The following is a 17,142-nucleotide window of genomic DNA, read 5'->3' on the forward strand; positions in this document are numbered from 1 at the left end:
TTCGCCGCCGAGGACGGGTTGATGTCGGCTGACCAAGACGCTCCGCACGCGGCTCTGCGCCTCGCGCAGGCCCTGATCCGCTGCCCCTCCGTCACTCCGGAGGATCGCGGCGCCCTCGACGTCGTCGCCGACGCGCTGCGGCAAGCCGGCTTCACCATCGAGCGACCGGTCTTCGCCGAGCCAGGCTACCCTGATACGCCAAACCTGTTCGCGCGCCTCGGCGAGCGCGGACCCTGCTTGGTCTTCGCTGGCCACACCGATGTCGTGCCTGAGGGGGAGGGGGCTTGGCGCCACGCTCCGTTCGACGGCTCGGTGGCGGATGGGATGCTCTACGGGCGCGGTGCGGCCGACATGAAGGGCGGCATCGCCTGCATGCTCGCCGCGACGCTGGCCTTCCTGGAACGGCGCGGCCCGGACATTTCGGGCTCCATCGCCTTCCTGATCACCGGCGACGAGGAGGGGCCGGCGGTCAATGGAACGGTGAAACTGCTCGATTGGGCGCGGGCCCGGGGCGACCGCTTCGACCATTGCGTGCTGGGCGAGCCGACCAATCCCGGCCGCCTCGGCGAGATGATCAAGATCGGCCGGCGCGGCTCGCTCACCGGCAAGCTCACGGTTCTCGGCCGGCAGGGTCACGTCGCCTATCCGCACAAGGCCGAGAACCCGATCCCGGGCCTGCTGCGTCTCGCCTCCGCCCTGGTGGCCGAACCGCTCGACAGCGGAACCGCGCATTTCGACGCCTCGAACCTCGAATTCACGACGGTCGACGTCGGCAACCCAGCCACCAACGTGATCCCCGCGACCGCCCGGGCGACGTTCAACATCCGCTTCAACGACGACTGGACGGCCGAGAGCCTGGGTACCGAGATCCGCCGCCGGTTGGAGCAGGCGGCCGGCAACGCGGTGCGCTTCACCCTGGATCTCCAGCCCTCGAACGCACCGGCCTTCCTGACCCGGCCAGACGCCTTCGTGGATCTGGTCTCCGAGGCGATCCGGGTGGAGACCGGGCTGACGCCCACCCTCTCGACCACGGGCGGTACTTCGGATGCCCGCTTCATCAAGGATGCCTGCCCGGTGATCGAGTTCGGCCTCGTGGGCGAAACGATGCACCAGACCGACGAATGCGTGGCGGTCGCCGATCTGGAGCGGCTGACGGCGATCTACGAGCGGGTGCTGGAGGCCTATTTCGTGGTGTCGTAATCGACGCCGACGAAAGTCAGGCCCGCGGCCGGCGCCAGGGGGCCGCACCGGCTTTTTTCGCCCGAGGCGAGGATGTCGGCGACATTGTCGGCCGAGAGCCGCCCGCAGCCGGCGAGCATCAGCGTGCCCACCATCGCCCGCACCTGATGGTGCAGGAACGAGCGCGCCGCGGTCGCCACCACGATCTCCTCGTGCAGCGCCATCGACGCCCGGGCGACGTCGAGCTGCTCCAGCGTGCGAATCGGGCTGTTGGCCTGGCACTCGGCGGCCCGGAAGGCCGAGAAGTCGTGATGGCCGACGAGGCGCTGGGCCGCTTCGTGCATGCGGTCCGGGTCGAGGGGCCAGGGCACGTGCCAGACATGGGCCCGCGTCAGCGCCGCAGGGCTGCGCCGGTTCAGGATCCGGTAGCGGTAGTGGCGGCGGATCGCGGAGTGGCGGGCATCGAAGCTCTCCGGCACGATCTCGGCGGAGAGGATCGCCACGGGCTGCGGCCGCAGATGGGCGTTCAGGGCGTCACGGACTGTGTCGGTCCGCCAGGGCTTGGCGAGATCGAGATGGGCAACCTGATGGATGGCGTGCACGCCGGCATCGGTCCGCCCGGCGCAGGTCAGCCGAACTTCCTCCCCGGAGAAGCGCGTGACCGCCGCCTCGATCGCGCCCTGGACGGTGGGATCCTCGGCCTGCCGTTGCCAGCCGCAGAACGGTCCGCCGTCGTATTCGATGACGAGCTTGTAGCGGGGCATCAGCCGAGGCGGGCGCCGGGCGTCAGGCGGGCGCCGCGGGCGAATTCGGCCCCGCTCGCGCTACCGCCCTTGCCGGCCCGGCGCAGTTCCAGGAGACGCACGGCGCCGCTTCCGCAGGCAACGGTTCCGTCCGCGTCGAGCAGCGTGCCCGCCGCGCCCGACCCGTCGCCGGTCGAGGCGCGCAGGACTTTCACCCGCTCTGAGCCCTTGCCGAAATCGGCCTCGAAGAACGCCCCCGGAAAGGGTGACAGGCCATTGATATGGTTGGCGACCTCCGGGGCCGGGCGCGACCAGTCGATCCGCGCCTCGTCGTTGGTGATCTTGTGGGCGTAGACGACGCCGTCTTCCGGCTGCGGCGTGAAGGTCAGCGCCCCCTGTTCCAGAAGGCCGAGGGCGCGGGCCATCAGCGCGGCGCCGACCGGCATCAGCGCGTCGTGCAACGCGCCCGCCGTCATGCCGGGGTTGATCGCAACCCGCGCCTCCAGGGCGACCGGCCCGGTGTCGAGCCCGGCCTCCATCCGCATCACCCCGACGCCGCTCTCGGCATCGCCCGCCATCACGGCCCGCTGGATCGGTGCCGCCCCGCGCCAGCGCGGCAGCAGGGAGCCGTGGAGGTTCAGGCAACCGTGCTTCGGCGCGTCGAGAATGGTTTGCGGCAGCAGCATCCCGTAGGCCACCACCACCGCGACGTCGGCGTGATGCGCGGCGAATGTCTCCGCCGCCTCCGGCGTGCGCAGGGTGGTTGGGGTGAGTACCGGCACGCCCAGCTTCTCGGCGAGTGCGTGGACCGGGGAGGGCCGCAGGCTCATGCCGCGCCCCGCCTTGGTGGGGGGCCGGGTGTAGACGGCCACGATCGTGTGACCGTCCTGCGCGAGCTTTTCCAGCGTCGGCACCGCGAAATCCGGGGTGCCCATGAACACGACACGCATGGCCGGCCTCAGGCCGCGTCGCGCTTGGCCGCTTTGGCGAACTTCTTGAGCACGCGGTCCCGCTTCAGCTTCGACAAGTGGTCGATGAACAGCACGCCGTTCAGATGATCGATCTCGTGCTGAATGCAGGTGGCGAGCAGCCCGTCGGCCTCGATCTCCCGCTCGGTGCCGTCAAGGTCGCGGAATTTCACGCGGACGCGGTCCGGCCGCTCGACCTCGCCATAATATTCGGGGATCGACAGGCAGCCCTCGTCGTAGACACGCTTCTCCTCGGAGGACCAGACGATCTCGGGGTCGATGAAGACCTGCGGCTTGCGCACGCCCTCTTCCTTGGACGTGTCGATGGTCACCACACGCTTCGGCACGCCCACTTGGATCGCCGCGAGGCCGACGCCGGGCGCGTCGTACATCGTCTCGAACATGTCGGCCACGAGGGTTCGAATCTCGCCGGTGATCGGGCCGACCGGGTCGGAGATGCGGCGCAGGACGGGATCGGGGAGGATGACGAGTTGGCGGATGGTCATTGCGGAAACCGGCAGGGACAGCGCCGGGTCTGATCCGGGCTTTTGCGTCGAATAAGATGCGGGTCGAAACCGGTCAAATACCGTGCCGCCGCCTCAGAACGCGGTGCGGCTCCGGATCGCCGCCGTCAGCGTCCCCTCGTCCAGGTAGTCGAGCTCGCCGCCGACCGGCACCCCGTGGGCGAGGCGCGTGACCTTGACGTCGCAATGGCGGATCGATTCCGTCACGTAATGCGCCGTCGTCTGGCCATCGACGGTGGCGTTCAGCGCCAAGATGACCTCGGTCACAACGGGATCGGCCACGCGCTCCACGAGGTTCGCGAGGTTCAGGTGTTCAGGCCGCACCCCGTCGAGCGCCGAGAGCACGCCGCCAAGCACGTGATAGCGCGCCTTCACGGCGCCCGAGCGCTCCAGCGCCCAGAGATCCGAGACATCCTCCACCACCACCAGGGTGGTGGGATCGCGCTCGGCATCGCGGCAGATCGTGCAGGGCTCGGAGGTGTCGACGTTGCCACAGCTTGAGCAGACCACGATGCGCTCGACCGCGACCCGCATCGCGTCGGCGAGCGGCCCGAGCAATGTGTCGCGCCGCTTGATCAACTGCAGCGCGGCGCGCCGGGCCGAGCGTGGGCCGAGCCCGGGCATGCGGGCGAGGAGCTGGATCAGGCGTTCGATCTCGGGGCCGGCGACGGCTTGGGGCATCGTGTCTCTGACAGGGGTTTCGGTCGTGGGACGGGCATGCCGCCCAGCTCCGGCATAACGGTCGCCGATCAGCATGCAAGGGCGCGCGGGCGCATCACTGGTATATGGGTATTCCAGAGCCGTTCCGCCCGTCCTGAATGGCTGCGTGATACGGGTGACTGCTTACAGACGGGGGTTCCTGCCTCCGCAACTGTGATCTAACCTGTTTGTCCACGTTGCGGGCTTTGGAGGGAGCCCATAAGGACAGCGAAGCTTCGCCGCCTACTCAGTTAAAGGGGGAGCGGCCGGGGAGCGGAGATCCTGCGTGCGGCGGACCTGTACGACCGCACGGACGCCCCCGGCAATCCAGGACGCGCACTGCGTCCGGCACAGTCGCGTCGACGGTCGAACAGGGCCCCGGGAGATACGATCTTGACCAACATCGGTGATCACAACGCGGCCCACGGCGCCGAGGCGGCCGGCTTCCGCGACCTCAAGGCCGTCCACTGGAACTTCGAGGCCCCGCGCCTCTACGAGGAGGCGTTGTCCCGCAAGGAGGCTCAGCTCGCCCGCGGCGGCGCCCTCGTTGCCACCACCGGCAGCCATACCGGCCGCTCGCCCAAGGACAAGTTCGTGGTGCGCGACGCCGCCACCGAGAACGAGATCTGGTGGGACAACAACGGCGCGATCACGCCGGAGCAGTTCGAGACCCTGCGCCAGGACTTCCTGAAGCACGCCGAGGGCAAGGAGCTGTTCGCCCAGGATCTCTACGGCGGCGCCGATCCGGCCCACCGGGTGAAGGCCCGGGTGTTCAGCGAGTTCGCGTGGCACTCGCTGTTCATCCGCAACCTGCTGATCCGGCCGGACCGTTCGGAGATCGCCGCCTACGTCCCCGACATGACGATCATCGACCTGCCGAGCTTCCAGGCGGACCCCGCCCGGCACGGCTGCCGGTCCAAGACCGTGATCGCCATCGACTTCGCCAAGAAGCTCGTGCTGATCGGCGGCTCGGCCTACGCGGGCGAGATGAAGAAGTCGGTCTTCACCTACCTGAACTACATCCTGCCCGGCCAGGGCGTGATGCCGATGCACTGCTCGGCCAACGCGGCGCTCGATGCCGAGGGCGGCTCGGCGATCTTCTTCGGCCTCTCGGGCACCGGCAAGACCACGCTGTCGAACGATTCCTCCCGCCAGCTGCTGGGCGATGACGAGCACGGCTGGTCGAACGAGGGCATCTTCAACTTCGAAGGCGGCTGCTACGCCAAGACGATCCGGCTCTCGCGCAACGCCGAGCCCGAGATCTATGCCACCACCGAGCGCTTCGGCACGGTGATGGAGAACGTGGTGATTGATCCGGTGACCCGGGCGCCGGACTTCGACGACGCCTCGCTCACCGAGAACACACGCTGCGCCTACCCGCTGGACTTCATCGCCAACGCCAGCGCCACCGGCCGGGCCGGGCATCCGAAGAACATCGTGATGCTGACCTGCGACGCCTTCGGGGTGATGCCGCCGATCGCCAAGCTCACCGGCGCCGAGGCGATGTACCACTTCCTCTCGGGCTACACCGCCAAGGTGGCGGGCACCGAGCGCGGCCTGACCGGCCCGGAGGCGACCTTCTCGACCTGCTTCGGCGCCCCGTTCATGCCGCGGCACCCGAGCACCTACGGCAACCTGCTGCGCGACCTGATCGCCAAGCACGACGTCGATTGCTGGCTGGTCAACACCGGCTGGACCGGCGGCGGCGTCGGCACCGGGCGGCGGATGCCGATCCGCGTGACGCGTCGCCTGCTCTCCGCGGCGCTGGACGGTTCGCTGTCGCAGGCCGAGTTCCGGCGGGATCCGTATTTCGGCTTCGCGGTGCCGGTCTCGGTCCCGGGCGTTGAGCCGCACATCCTGACCCCGGTGAAGACCTGGGGCAACAAAAGCGCCTTCGTGGAGACGGCGGCGCGGCTGGTGAAGATGTTCGACGACAACTTCAAGCGGTTCGAGGGCCACGTCGATGCCGACGTGCGCGCCGCCGGGCCGACCGCGCAGGCGATCGCGGCCTGATCAGCACCGAGGGCGGCCCGGGCGGCCGCCCTCACCGCGGCGGATGCGCGATCAGGATCCCCGCCAGCGTCAGCGCCACGAGTCCCAGAACCAGCGACAGCAGCCGCCAGAACAGGAGCGGGTCGCGCTCCAGCAGGGCCGGCCGGCGGACATCCGTGAAAGCCGGGTTCGGATGCCGCAGGTCGTGGACGAATTCCGACAGCGCTCGGTAGCGCTTGAGCGGATCCGGATGCACCGCCTTCCGCAGCGCGCCGTCGACCCAGACGGGGAGGAGCGGCCGCACGGTCAGCGCCGAGGCGTAGCGCAGCCTGCGCTGGGCTGAGGCCGTGCGCGCCCGCGGCACCGCATCGCCATAAGGCAGCCGCCCCGTCAGCATCTGATAGGCGATCACGCCGACCGAGAACACGTCGGAGGCGGCGGTAGACGCGAAACCCAAAAAACATTCCGGCGCCGTGTACTGCACCGTCCCGAGGATCTCGGCGGCATCGATCCGCGGATCACCCTCCACGACGCCGGCCACCTTGGTGGCGCCGAAGTCGATCACCTGCACGCTTCCGTTCGTGTCGATCAGGACGTTGTCGGGGCGCAGGTCCTGATGGACCATCTCCCGGCGATGAAAAGCCTGTACGCCCCGGGCGATCTGCTCGACGAGGCCGCGCACCGTCTCCAGCTCGGGCGTTGCGTGATCGCGCATCCACTGGGTCAGGGTCTGGCCCTCGACGTAGCGCATCACCGTGTAGAGATGGCTGCGGCGCCGCGCCGGCGGCTGGGCCTTCAGCACGTGCGGGTTGTCGATCCGCCGGGCGATCCACTCCTCCAGGGCGAAGCGTTTGCGCTGGGCGGGGTCGTCGCGCAGATCGAGGGACAGCACCTTCAGGGCGACCCGCGCCCCGGTCTCCGCCTCGACCGCCAGATAGACGCGGCTGCGCGGGCCGGAATGGAGGATTCGCAGGAATCGGTAGCCGTCGAACTCGGCCGGCGGGTCGAGGAGCGGCGCGGGATCGAGCCCGTCGACATCCCCGAGAAGGTCGGCAGCCTCGCCCTCCGGCACGGCCTCGACCCGGACGATCTGGATCGTCAGGTTGTCGGGACTGCCGACCGCGTGCGCGGCGTCCACGATGGCCCGGGCTGCGGCATCGAGATCATCCGCGGCCATGATCGCGGCCACGATCTCCCGGGGGCGGACGTGCTCGTGGACGCCGTCCGTCGTGAGGACGAAGATGTCGCCGGCCGCGATGGCGAGGTTCTGGTAGTCGATCTCCGCCCGGCCGGTCACGCCGAGCGCCCGGCCGAGATAGGATTCCGCCGCCGAGACCACCACGCGGTGATCCTCGGTGAGCTGTTCCAGGGAACGGCCCGAGACGCGCCAGATCCGGCCATCGCCGACATGGAACAGGTGAGCACCCCGTCCCTTCAGAATCAGGGCGTCGAAGGTGGTCACATAGCCCCTGTCGGCATCGTTGGGATCGATGCCGCGCCGTGTCTGCGCGTAGAGCCACGAATCGGTCGCTGCGATCACCCGCTGTGCAGCGTTCTTCACCGACCACGTGTCGGGGGTGGCGTAGTAATCGCTGAGGAAGCTCTTGACCGCGGTCTCGCTCGCCGCCGCGCCGGCCGCGCTGCTGCTGATCCCGTCGGCGAGCGCCACCGCGATGCCCTTGAGCCCGAGCGCCGGCGGCGCAGGCACAAGCGAGCCTTGAAAATCCTGGTTCTCGGCCTTCCGGCCAGCCGCGCTGTGCTGGCCGACCGTGACCGCGAGATCGTGCGACGGACCCGCGCTCAAGCAGCCGCCGCCGCGCTGTCGCCCCGGCCGCGGTAGGACAACGCCTCGGCGAGATGCATCCGACGCACCTGCGGCTCGCCGTCGAGATCGGCGAGCGTGCGAGCCACACGCAGCGTGCGGTGGAAGCCCCGGGCCGAGAGCCGCATGGTCTCGGCCGCTTGCCGGATCAGCGCCGTCCCCTCCGCATCGGGGCTCGCGACCTGCTCGATCAGGTTGGCCGGGCACGCGGCGTTGGTGGTCGCCGCGGGCAAGCCGCGCTCGCTGAACCGTGCCGCTTGGCGGGCGCGCGCCGCGGCGACGCGGGTGGCCGCTTCGCCGGAGCCCTCCGTCGGCGGCGGCAGGATCAGGTCGGCCGCGGTAACGGCCGGCACTTCGATGCGCAGATCGATCCGGTCCAGGAGCGGACCGGAGATCCGCGCCTGATACTGCGCCATGCAGCGCTCGTTCGGGCCGCGCCGGCAGGCATAGCCCGGTTCGAGGCCCTGGCCGCAGCGGCACGGGTTCATGGCGGCGACCAGCTGGAACCGGGCCGGGTACGTCACCCGGTGGTTGGCGCGCGCGATCATGACCTCGCCGGTCTCCATGGGCTGACGCAGGCTGTCGAGCACCTGCGGGGTGAATTCGGGCAACTCGTCGAGGAACAGCACCCCGCCATGGGCCAGCGACACCTCGCCGGGGCGCGCCCCGAGGCCGCCGCCGACGAGGGCCGCCATGGAGGCCGAATGATGCGGCTGCCGGAACGGCCGGCGGTTCGAGAGGGCGCCGTCCTTCAGCGCGCCCGCCACCGACTGGATCATCGAGATGTCGAGCAATTCGCGGGGCCCGAGCGGCGGCAGGATTGAGGGGAGGCGGGCGGCCAGCATCGACTTGCCCGAGCCGGGCGGGCCGTTCATCAGCAGGTTGTGGCCCCCGGCCGCCGCGACCTCCAGGGCGCGCTTGGCGCCCTCCTGGCCCTTGATGTCGGCGAGGTCCGGCAGCGGACCGCTCTGACCCGCCATCGCGGGTTCTGGCCGGGCCATGACCTGGCTCCCCTTGAAATGATTGGCGAGCTGGATGAGCGAGCGCGGGGCGAGCACGTCGAGATCGCCGCCCGCCCAGGCCGCCTCCGGTCCGGTGGCGGCCGGACAGATCAGCCCGAGGCCACGCTCGGCCGCCGCGATGGCCGCCGGCAGCACGCCGTTCACCGCCGTGATGCTGCCGTCCAGCGCGAGTTCGCCCAGCACGCAGTAGCCGGCGAGCGCATCCGCCGGGATCGCGCCGATCGCCGCCATCACGCCCAGCGCGATCGGCAGGTCGTAGTGCGAACCCTCCTTCGGAAGGTCGGCCGGGGCGAGGTTCACGGTGATGCGCTTGGCCGGCAGCGCAAGACCCGAGGCGATCAGTGCGCCGCGCACCCGCTCGCGGGACTCGCCCACCGCCTTGTCGGGCAGGCCGACCACGTTGAACACCACCGAGCCGGTGATGATCTGCACCTGCACGTCCACCGCCCGCGCCTCGATGCCCTCGAAGGCCACGGTGGCGACACGGGTGACCATAGGTGGAGAATCCTCGAAGCGCGAAGCCGCGTAGATGTGCGGGAGAATCGCAAGGCGCTCAAGAGGATCGGCGGCGGGACGGAACACCGGCTCCGCATTCCTGTTCACAGCCGGCAACACGCATCGGAACGGAGACCCACATGCGCCTCGCCCCGCCCCTTCTCGCCTTGGCCCTCCTGGCCGGGACCGGCCTCGTCGCCCGGGCCGACGAGAAGCTGCCGCCCGATCAGCAGGCCAAGGTCGAAGCCATGCTCAAGCAGGAGGGCTTCACCAAGTGGGAGGAGATCGAGCTCGACGACGGCATGATCGAGGTCGACGACGCGATCGACGCCAGCGGCAAGAAGTTCGACCTGAAGCTCGATCCCAAGACCCTGACGATCGTGAAGCGCAAGGCCGAGTAGGCCACGCGATGGCGACGCTTGCGTTCGGCGGGCAGCCCGGCCATATAGCCGGCGGGGGGTTGGCGAGGGACGTTTCACTCGCCAACCGGGTCAGGTCCGGAAGGAAGCAGCCCTAACGAGACCGAGCGGGTCTTCGTCCAGCCTCCCACCTCATTCTCGCGCGCGGCAGCCCGATCCCGACCGGCATGGACGCTTCGACCGGCACGCCTGACGACGAGCCGGGCCTGCCCGGGTTTCCAGCGCCCGTCGCCGCGGCGACGCCCTACCGCGTACTGGCGCGCAAATACCGCCCCACCCATTTCGGCGACCTGATCGGCCAGGAGGCGATGGTCCGCACCCTCGCCAACGGGTTCGCGGCCAACCGCATCCCGCAGGCCTGGATGCTTACGGGCGTCCGCGGCGTCGGCAAGACCACGACGGCGCGGATCCTCGCCCGCGGCCTCAACTACGCCCTGGCCGGTCGGCCCGAGACCGGCCCGACCGTGTCGATGCCGGAACTCGGCCTGCACTGCGCGGCGATCATGGAATCCCGGCACATGGACGTGCTGGAGATGGATGCCGCCTCGCATACCGGCATCGACGACGTGCGGGCGATCATTGACGGCATCCGCTACGGACCGGTCTCGGCGCGCTACAAGGTCTACATCGTCGACGAGGTCCACATGCTGTCCGAGAAGGCGTTCAACGCCTTCCTGAAGACGCTGGAGGAGCCGCCGCCCCACGCCAAGTTCGTGTTCGCCACCACGGAAATCCGCAAGGTCCCGGTGACGATCCTGTCCCGCTGCCAGCGTTTCGACCTACGCCGGGTCGAGGCGCCGGTGCTCCACGCCCATCTTGCGAAGGTCTGCGCGGCTGAGCGGGTCGAAGCTGAGGACGAGGCTTTGGGCGCCATCGTGCGCGCCGCCGAGGGATCGGTGCGCGACGCCCTCTCGCTCCTCGACCAGGCGATCGCGCACGGCGCCGGGGCCGTTACCGCGCAGAGCGTGCGCGACATGCTGGGGCTGGCCGACCGCGCCCGGATCCTCGATCTGTTCGAGGCGGTGATGCGCGGCTCCGTACCGGCGGCTTTCTCCGAGTTGCGGGCGCAGTACGATTCGGGCGCCGACCCGTCGGTGGTGCTCTCGGACCTCGCGGCCTTCACGCATTTGGTGACGCGCCTGAAGGTGGTGCCCGAGACCGCCCAGGACCCGACGCTCAGCGAGACCGAGCGCGTCCGCGGCGGACAGTTTGCCGAAAAACTGTCGATCCGCGCCCTGTCGCGGGCGTGGCAGATCCTGCTCAAGGCGATCCCTGAGGTGCAGGCCGCGCCGCGTCCGCTGGCGGCGGCCGAGATGGCGATCGTGCGCCTCGCCTACGCGGCCGACCTCCCGACCCCGGACGAGGCGCTGCGCCAGTTGAAGGCCGAGGCCGCCACGGCTCCCGTCGACGAGCCTGCCCCGACAGGGCGTCCCGCGCTGCCGCCGATCCCGGATCTGCGCGGCGGGGGCTCGGCGGCGCTCGCTGCGGCGCCCCGGACGCTCCCCGCAGAGTCCGTCCCGACCGCCGCCCCGGTGGCGATGGCCGTACCGGCCGCACAACCCGCCCCCGTCGCGCCGCCGACGCTGCGGCTCGGACGGTTCGAGGATCTCATTGCCCTGGCGGATGCCAACCGGGACATTCTGCTGCGGACGGCCCTTGAACGGGACGTCCATCTCGTGCGCTTCGAAGAGGGACGGATCGAGTTCCGTCTCGCCCAGGGCGGTCGGCCGAGCCTCGCCACGGACCTTGCGGCGGCGATCGAGCGCTGGACCGGCCGGCGCTGGTCCGTCGCTCTTTCCAAGGAGGAGGGGGCGCCGACCCGTGATGCAGCGGCCCGGGCGGTGGTCGAGACCCGCCGGGAGAACGCCGCCGCGGATCCGTTCGTGCGCGAGGTGCTCACCCGCTTTCCCGGGGCCGAAATCGTCGACGTGCGCGAGACGGCCTCCGAGGCGCTTCCCACCGCCGAGCAGGAGATTCTCGGAGAGGGCGACGCGGCCCGGGTGGACGAGGTCGAGGACGACGATCGCTGAGGCTTCGGCCCGGCCATGGATGGCGGGCTGGCCCGTACCCAGATCAGACGACGACAGTACAGGGAGGAGTTCCGATGCGTGATCTGATGGGCATCATGAAGCAGGCCCAGGCCATGCAGGAGAAGATGGCCAACCTGCAGTCCGAAATGGATCAGATCGAGGTCACCGGCGCGTCCGGTGGCGGCTCGGTTCATGTCACCATGACGGCCAAGGGTCAGATGAAGGGGATCACGATTGATCCCGCGCTGATGGTCGCGGACGAGCGTGAGATCCTGGAGGATCTGATCGTGGCCGCCTGCAATGATGCCCGCGGCAAGGCGGAGGCGACGATGCAGGAGCATATGGCCGAGTTGACCAAGGGGCTGCCCCTGCCGCCCGGGATGAAACTGCCGTTCTAAGCGGCCTTCAGCCGTCGAGCTCGGGATAGCGCCGGAAGATCCCGTCCTCATTGAACGGGATCCGCCGCTCGCTCGACAGATAGGCGGCGATCCGGGGGCGCTGCGCGACGGCGGCATGCAGCCGTTCCACCTGCGGCGCAGACTGTAGCGCCACCGCGGTGGCCTTCGGGAAGGCGTAGTGCAGCCCATCGACGAGCTGGAACAGCGACAGGTCCGCGTAGGTCAGATCCGCGCCGACCAGTCCTGTGCCGCCGTTGGCCGCGAGCACGCGTTCAAAATAGCCGAGGAATTTCGGCAGCCGGGTCTTCCGGAATCCGGCCGCCCGGCGCAGCGCCTCTGGCCTCTGGTCCGTGTAGTAGAGGTCGACGCCGAGCGGGTGGTGCGTGTCGTGCACCTCGTCCACGGCATCCGCGATGGTGAGCTGGAGCTGATGCGTCCAGATCCGGTCGCGCTCGGTGGTGCCCGCGAGTCCGAGGCGCGGGCCGAGATGAAGCAGGATTGCGGCGCTCTGCCCGATGACGAGATCGCCGTCGCGCAGGAAGGGAGGCGCGAAGGGCGGGCGCGGATTTTTGGGATCCGACAGGCGGTCGAGCATCGGATCGATGCCGCCCGCATCATCGTCCTGACGGACGACATCGATATAATCGACGCCCGCTTCTTCGAGAGCGAGACGGACGAACTCGCCGCGCCCCTGGATCATCGGCCAGTAGTGAAGCTCGTAGCTCATCGCCGGACGGCTCCCCGCCTACGGCGCTGGCTCAGTTGCCCGCCGCGCTGTCCTCGCTGGTCTTCTCGGGCGGCGGCTCGGCGCTGGCGACGGTCTTGCGGGCCAGCACCGGCTGAAGCCGCTCGGCGAGCTGCTGGTCAAGGTGCTTGGCATAGGCGGTCTTGAAGTAGCGCTCGCCGGTCTTCGCCCCGTAGATCTGATCGTGCGCCTGAATCATCGCGGCGACCTCCGGACGGCAGAGGAAGCCCGTGATGCCCACCGCCTCGTACCAGCGACCGGCGCGTGCCTCGGCGGTGGCCTTGGGGTTCGACAGGACCGTGTCGGCGAAGCACGCGGTGGCCGCCTGCCGGAGCGGAGCCAACACTTTCTCGGCCTCGGCCTGATTCACCGTCTGCACGGGAGGGTGCCGGTGGGAGCGCGCCTGTGCCGTCGACACGAGCGCAAGGACGGAGAAAAACGCGAGGATCGAAGTTTTCATGCGGCGGCCTCGTCGGGGATCCGAACCGTGTTCAGCATTCCCTCATGATTGCGTCGGGAACGCGGCTGACACGGCATCGTCCGGGCCTGCTTTCGGGCAACAGCGCGGTTGTTCCATGACGCAAGGTCGCAGCCTCAGCTGCGCCGTTCGGCATTGCAATGCCCGCTTCATGCGAGCGCCCCCGAGGTGACCCAGGTGCCGGCGCCGAATCCAGTCCGTCGCAGGCGCCCGCGCACGTCCGCCGTCGCGGTACCGTTGGAGATCGAGCCGCGGACAGTCCCGTCTCCGGCGACGCTGCCCTGTACCGTCAAAGCCGTGCCGAGAAAGCGTGCGACGCCGTGCTCGATCCGGATGGGATAGCGGTAGGCCCGGTCGCAGAGTCCCGCTTCGGTGACGATCCCGACGCTGCACGTGCCGTCATAGCGGCCTGGGATCGGCACGCTGCGGGGAAGGGCCATGGCTTGACCGGTTCCCGCAAGGATCGGGAGCGTGGCGATCAGGCGCGTCATACGGCGTCGGTTCGGCTTGAGGGGAGCTGTGTCAGACGGTCCGCTGCGGCGATGGAGGGCGCAGGGCGGCGCGCAGGGCGCCGTTGAGCAGGGTGAGGAGATCGCAGCCGACATGCAGGAAGGCCTGCACCCCCGCCTGCTTCAGCGGCTCGGTGAGATCCGCGGGTTTCCCGGCGAGGTAGATTACTCCGGCGCCGGCTCGCGCGAGCGCTTCCGCAGTCTGGACGGCGCGCTCCGTGTAGATCGCGTCGGTGGAACAGATGCAGGCGAGGCTGGCGCCCGATTCCCGGAACGCCGCCGCAGCGGCGTCGGCGTCGGCGAAACCGTCGTTCGACAGGGCCTCGATGCCACCAGCCGCGAAGGCATTGGCCGCGAAGGTCGCCCGGGCGTTGAACGCCGCCACCGAACCCAGATTGGCCAGGAACAGGGTCGGCCGGCGGCCGGTCTTGGCGTGATAGGCATCGGAGGCGTCGCGTAGGGCTTCGTAGGGCTCGGCGAGACGCTGGGACGGCAGGGCATCGCAGGCGACCGCCGAGCCGGGACCGAAATTGGCACTCCGGGGCGCGGGGACCCGCGGCACGTCGAGCACCGTGACCGGCTTCTCAGCAAGGTTCGGGAACTCGCTGGCGCCGGTGAGGGCTTCGCGGCGGTTCGCCACGGCCTTCGTGCGGGCCTCGCGGACCGCCTCGATCCTGCGTTGCAGCTTGCCGATGCTCAAAGAAGCGACGATGCCGCCCTCGGCCTCGATCGCCTGGAAGGCCGCCCAGGCGGCCTCGGCGATCTCCGCCGTCAGGGCCTCGAACCCTCCGGCACCCGCGGCGGGGTCGCTGACGCGGGCGAGGTGCGATTCCTCGATCAGCACGATCTGGCTGTTGCGGGCCACGCGCCGGGCGAAGGCGTCGGGCAGGCCGAGCGCCTGCGTGTAGGGTAGGACCGCGACGCCATCGGCGCCGCCCATCCCGGCGGAGGCCGCCGCCATGCCGGTGCGCAAAATGTTCACGAACGGGTCGCGCTGGGTCATCATCCGCCACGCGGTCTCGGCGTGGAGCCGCACGGGCTTCGGCTCCAGCCCGCAGGCCTGCTCGACCCGCGCCCAGAGGCGGCGCATCGCACGAAACTTCGCGACGGTGACGAATTCGTCGGCGTCGGCTGCGAGCAGCACAGCGATGCGGGAGCGGGCGGTGTCGAGGTCGTGGCCGGCAGCCTCCAGGGCGCGGAGATAGGTCAGCGCTGTGGCGAGCACGGCACCGAGTTCAGCCGCCTCACCGGCGCCGGCCTCGTGATACGGGCGGCCATCGGCCAGGAAGACCCGGCCGGTGAAACCCGCGGTTTCCAGGTCCGCCGCCGTCTCGGCCAGCCGCGGGGCGATCTCGCTCCACACGGCGCCCAGGCTCCCGGTCGCCGCCAACACGCCGACGGGATCGATGCCGAGGTCGAGATCGTAGCTTGATAGATCCTCGCCCCGCCGCTCCGCCAGAGCTTTGACGAGACGAGCCGCCTCAAGCCCCCGGCCGCCGGCATCGAGGCGCAGGTTGATCAGGGGCAGCATCACGCCCTTCAGCGCAGCGTCGAGATCCTCGACGCTCGCCACATTCAGACCGTAGCCCCGAGCGCCGGGTGCGCCGGCGAAGGCCAGAACAAGGGCGTCGGCACCGCCATCAAGGTCGCTGAGAGCCTGAGCATTGGCGGCGGCGAGATCCGGATGATCCACTCGCTGGGCGATCCGCCACGGACCCGGCTCACGCACCGGTTGGGCAGCTGGCTCGGCCGGTCCGTAGAGCGGCTCGATCCGCAGGCCATCCGCCGTCCGGGAGACCAGCCGTTTCTCGAAATCGGCACCCTTCAGGACGCCCTCGACGAGGCCGAGCCAGCGCCCCCGGCTCGCGGGCTCGAAGAGGTCGGCGAGCGGTTTGTCTTCCATCGGAGCGTCCCAGAACGCGGCGTCTTGTGCACCGCTTTCATGAGATTGCCTCGCATGCCGCCTCGCCGGTGGCAATCGTCCGATGGTTGAGGAAAGATCAAGCCGCCGGTGAGCGCTTTTTGATGCGCCAAGATCGGTTTTCGCAGGAAGGCCCGGGCCAGCCCAAGGGGATGCCCTGCCTCACCCGAAGATAATCAGGCCGGCAAAACCCAGCGCGCCGACGATGATGCGCCACCACGCGAACAGCCAGAAGCCGTGCCGGGAGACGTAGTCCAGCAGCACCCGCACCACGACCAGCGCCGAGATGAACGACACGATGAAGCCGATCACAATCAGGCCGACATCGTTGCTCGACAGGTATTTGTAGTTGTCGAGCAGGTCCTTGGCGAAGGCCCCCGCCATGGTGGGCATGGCGAGATAGAACGAGAACTCGGTGGCGGAGCGCTTGTCGGCGCCCATCAGCATCGCGCCCACGATGGTGGCGCCGGAGCGGGAGACGCCGGGGATCATGGCAAGGCACTGGAAGATGCCGATCTTCAGGTCCATCGGCAGCGAGAAATCGTAGACGTCGGTCTTGCGGACCTTCAGGTCGGTGTCGTCGATGACGAGCAGCACGAGGCCGCCCGCCACCAGGGTCGCGCAGACGATCCAGGGGTTGAACAGATACGCCTTGATCACCTTCGAGAAGAGGCCGCCGATGATCGCCGCCGGCAGGAACGCCACCAGGATGCCCAGCACGAAGCGGCGGGCCTTGGGATCGTTCGGCAGCGCGGTGGCGATGCCGAGCAGGCGGCGGAAATAGACCAGCAGGATCGCCAGGATCGCGCCGAGCTGGATCAGCACCTCGAAGGTGTTGTTGGGCGAGTGGAACCCGATGAAGTGGCCGACGAGGAGCTGGTGCCCGGTAGAGGAGACCGGGATGAACTCGGTTGCGCCCTCAACCAGCGCGAGCAGGACTGCCTTGCCGATGCTGACCGGATCCATCGTCACGTCCTGTGCCGCAGGCGCGCGCCGGCCCGTGCCGGGCAGGTCGCGCCATCTGAAGAATTGGCCGGAGGGTTCACCCATCAGGATTGACGGGCGGTTACCGATACCGGCTGCGCGTGTTAAGGGCTCGGCAACGGTCGGGCAATAACGCTCGGTCCGAAGTCCTGCGCGCTGAAGACCTGCGCTTCAGGATCCTCGACGAGCGCGGGACCAGCCGCGCTGCCCGACC

16 protein-coding genes and 1 other RNA gene are annotated in these 17,142 nt (G+C 69.5%); 6 read left to right on the forward strand and 11 right to left on the reverse strand.

Annotated elements, in window-relative coordinates; translation table 11 throughout:
• Positions 1 to 21 precede the first annotated feature (21 nt).
• Entirely contained in the window at positions 22 to 1,200 is a 1,179-nt protein-coding gene (gene dapE, locus MKK88_RS31470) for a succinyl-diaminopimelate desuccinylase (protein WP_244007357.1), read from the forward strand.
• Here the strand turns inward: dapE and truA are convergent.
• The 4 genes from truA to recR form a co-directional block, all read right to left on the reverse strand.
• A complete protein-coding gene (gene truA / locus MKK88_RS31475) occupies positions 1,182 to 1,943 on the reverse strand; it encodes a tRNA pseudouridine(38-40) synthase TruA (protein ID WP_244007359.1) in 762 nt (253 codons plus the stop codon). The genes dapE and truA overlap by 19 nt on opposite strands.
• A complete protein-coding gene (gene fmt / locus MKK88_RS31480) occupies positions 1,943 to 2,872 on the reverse strand; it encodes a methionyl-tRNA formyltransferase (RefSeq protein ID WP_244007361.1) in 930 nt (309 codons plus the stop codon). Before fmt ends, truA begins: the two co-directional genes overlap by 1 nt.
• 8 nt (positions 2,873 to 2,880) lie before the next feature.
• Positions 2,881 to 3,396: a peptide deformylase gene (gene def / locus MKK88_RS31485; protein ID WP_244007363.1), complete on the reverse strand. Its 516-nt coding sequence runs from the start codon at positions 3,394 to 3,396 to the stop codon at positions 2,881 to 2,883.
• A gap of 93 nt (positions 3,397 to 3,489) precedes the next feature.
• Positions 3,490 to 4,095 (reverse strand): recombination mediator RecR, encoded by a 606-nt coding sequence (gene recR / locus MKK88_RS31490; RefSeq protein WP_244007365.1) that lies wholly within the window; start codon positions 4,093 to 4,095, stop codon positions 3,490 to 3,492.
• A 411-nt stretch (positions 4,096 to 4,506) separates the two neighbouring features.
• On the opposite strand from recR, the gene MKK88_RS31495 reads away from it, so the two are divergent.
• Positions 4,507 to 6,126, forward strand: coding sequence for a phosphoenolpyruvate carboxykinase (locus tag MKK88_RS31495; protein ID WP_244007367.1), 1,620 nt, complete (start codon positions 4,507 to 4,509; stop codon positions 6,124 to 6,126).
• A gap of 31 nt (positions 6,127 to 6,157) precedes the next feature.
• Here the strand turns inward: MKK88_RS31495 and MKK88_RS31500 are convergent, their stop codons facing one another.
• On the reverse strand, positions 6,158 to 7,909 hold the full coding sequence (locus tag MKK88_RS31500) for a bifunctional protein-serine/threonine kinase/phosphatase (RefSeq protein ID WP_244007368.1): 1,752 nt from the start codon (positions 7,907 to 7,909) through the stop codon (positions 6,158 to 6,160).
• Positions 7,906 to 9,444, reverse strand: coding sequence for a YifB family Mg chelatase-like AAA ATPase (locus MKK88_RS31505; RefSeq protein WP_244007370.1), 1,539 nt, complete (start codon positions 9,442 to 9,444; stop codon positions 7,906 to 7,908). The genes MKK88_RS31500 and MKK88_RS31505 overlap by 4 nt, the downstream gene beginning before the upstream one ends.
• A 140-nt stretch (positions 9,445 to 9,584) precedes the next feature.
• On the opposite strand from MKK88_RS31505, the gene MKK88_RS31510 reads away from it, so the two are divergent.
• From MKK88_RS31510 to MKK88_RS31525, 4 genes are all read left to right on the forward strand, one after another.
• Positions 9,585 to 9,845 (forward strand): PepSY domain-containing protein, encoded by a 261-nt coding sequence (locus MKK88_RS31510; protein ID WP_244007372.1) that lies wholly within the window; start codon positions 9,585 to 9,587, stop codon positions 9,843 to 9,845.
• Positions 9,846 to 9,897: 52 nt separating this feature from the next.
• Positions 9,898 to 9,996, forward strand: an RNA gene (gene ffs, locus MKK88_RS31515) — signal recognition particle sRNA small type.
• Between the two features lie 34 nt (positions 9,997 to 10,030).
• The gene (locus tag MKK88_RS31520) at positions 10,031 to 11,893 is read left to right on the forward strand and encodes a DNA polymerase III subunit gamma/tau (RefSeq protein WP_244007374.1); all 1,863 of its coding nucleotides are present in this window, start codon (positions 10,031 to 10,033) and stop codon (positions 11,891 to 11,893) included.
• Between the two features lie 74 nt (positions 11,894 to 11,967).
• Complete coding sequence (locus MKK88_RS31525; protein WP_244007376.1) at positions 11,968 to 12,291, forward strand: YbaB/EbfC family nucleoid-associated protein; 324 nt, start codon at positions 11,968 to 11,970, stop codon at positions 12,289 to 12,291.
• Between the two features lie 7 nt (positions 12,292 to 12,298).
• Here MKK88_RS31525 and MKK88_RS31530 read toward each other — a convergent pair whose 3' ends face one another.
• The 5 genes from MKK88_RS31530 to MKK88_RS31550 all read right to left on the reverse strand — a co-directional run bounded on the left by MKK88_RS31530 (position 12,299) and on the right by MKK88_RS31550 (position 16,910).
• On the reverse strand, positions 12,299 to 13,018 hold the full coding sequence (locus MKK88_RS31530) for a glutathione S-transferase family protein (protein ID WP_244007378.1): 720 nt from the start codon (positions 13,016 to 13,018) through the stop codon (positions 12,299 to 12,301).
• 31 nt (positions 13,019 to 13,049) lie between these two features.
• A complete protein-coding gene (locus tag MKK88_RS31535) occupies positions 13,050 to 13,496 on the reverse strand; it encodes a hypothetical protein (RefSeq protein WP_244007380.1) in 447 nt (148 codons plus the stop codon).
• A 167-nt stretch (positions 13,497 to 13,663) separates the two neighbouring features.
• Positions 13,664 to 14,005, reverse strand: coding sequence for a hypothetical protein (locus MKK88_RS31540; protein ID WP_244007381.1), 342 nt, complete (start codon positions 14,003 to 14,005; stop codon positions 13,664 to 13,666).
• A gap of 31 nt (positions 14,006 to 14,036) precedes the next feature.
• Positions 14,037 to 15,926 (reverse strand): methylmalonyl-CoA mutase subunit beta, encoded by a 1,890-nt coding sequence (locus tag MKK88_RS31545; protein WP_244007383.1) that lies wholly within the window; start codon positions 15,924 to 15,926, stop codon positions 14,037 to 14,039.
• 180 nt (positions 15,927 to 16,106) lie between these two features.
• Positions 16,107 to 16,910, reverse strand: a complete 804-nt coding sequence (locus tag MKK88_RS31550) for an undecaprenyl-diphosphate phosphatase (protein ID WP_244007385.1) — start codon at positions 16,908 to 16,910, stop codon at positions 16,107 to 16,109.
• Between the last annotated feature and the right edge of the window lie 232 nt (positions 16,911 to 17,142).

Source organism: Methylobacterium sp. E-005, assembly GCF_022829725.1.
GTDB lineage: Bacteria > Pseudomonadota > Alphaproteobacteria > Rhizobiales > Beijerinckiaceae > Methylobacterium.

Bases quoted from the DNA above. Each gene is read 5' to 3' on its own strand.
- fmt (WP_244007361.1), bottom strand. From the start codon at position 2,872: ATGCGTGTCGTGTTCATGGGCACCCCGGATTTCGCGGTGCCGACGCTG.
- MKK88_RS31525 (WP_244007376.1), top strand. From the start codon at position 11,968: ATGCGTGATCTGATGGGCATCATGAAGCAGGCCCAGGCCATGCAGGAG.
- MKK88_RS31550 (WP_244007385.1), bottom strand. From the start codon at position 16,910: ATGGATCCGGTCAGCATCGGCAAGGCAGTCCTGCTCGCGCTGGTTGAG.
- MKK88_RS31520 (WP_244007374.1), top strand. From the start codon at position 10,031: ATGGACGCTTCGACCGGCACGCCTGACGACGAGCCGGGCCTGCCCGGG.
- def (WP_244007363.1), bottom strand. From the start codon at position 3,396: ATGACCATCCGCCAACTCGTCATCCTCCCCGATCCCGTCCTGCGCCGC.
- MKK88_RS31545 (WP_244007383.1), bottom strand. From the start codon at position 15,926: ATGGAAGACAAACCGCTCGCCGACCTCTTCGAGCCCGCGAGCCGGGGG.
- truA (WP_244007359.1), bottom strand. From the start codon at position 1,943: ATGCCCCGCTACAAGCTCGTCATCGAATACGACGGCGGACCGTTCTGC.
- MKK88_RS31530 (WP_244007378.1), bottom strand. From the start codon at position 13,018: ATGAGCTACGAGCTTCACTACTGGCCGATGATCCAGGGGCGCGGCGAG.
- dapE (WP_244007357.1), top strand. From the start codon at position 22: ATGTCGGCTGACCAAGACGCTCCGCACGCGGCTCTGCGCCTCGCGCAG.
- MKK88_RS31505 (WP_244007370.1), bottom strand. From the start codon at position 9,444: ATGGTCACCCGTGTCGCCACCGTGGCCTTCGAGGGCATCGAGGCGCGG.
- MKK88_RS31535 (WP_244007380.1), bottom strand. From the start codon at position 13,496: ATGAAAACTTCGATCCTCGCGTTTTTCTCCGTCCTTGCGCTCGTGTCG.
- MKK88_RS31540 (WP_244007381.1), bottom strand. From the start codon at position 14,005: ATGACGCGCCTGATCGCCACGCTCCCGATCCTTGCGGGAACCGGTCAA.
- recR (WP_244007365.1), bottom strand. From the start codon at position 4,095: ATGCCCCAAGCCGTCGCCGGCCCCGAGATCGAACGCCTGATCCAGCTC.
- MKK88_RS31510 (WP_244007372.1), top strand. From the start codon at position 9,585: ATGCGCCTCGCCCCGCCCCTTCTCGCCTTGGCCCTCCTGGCCGGGACC.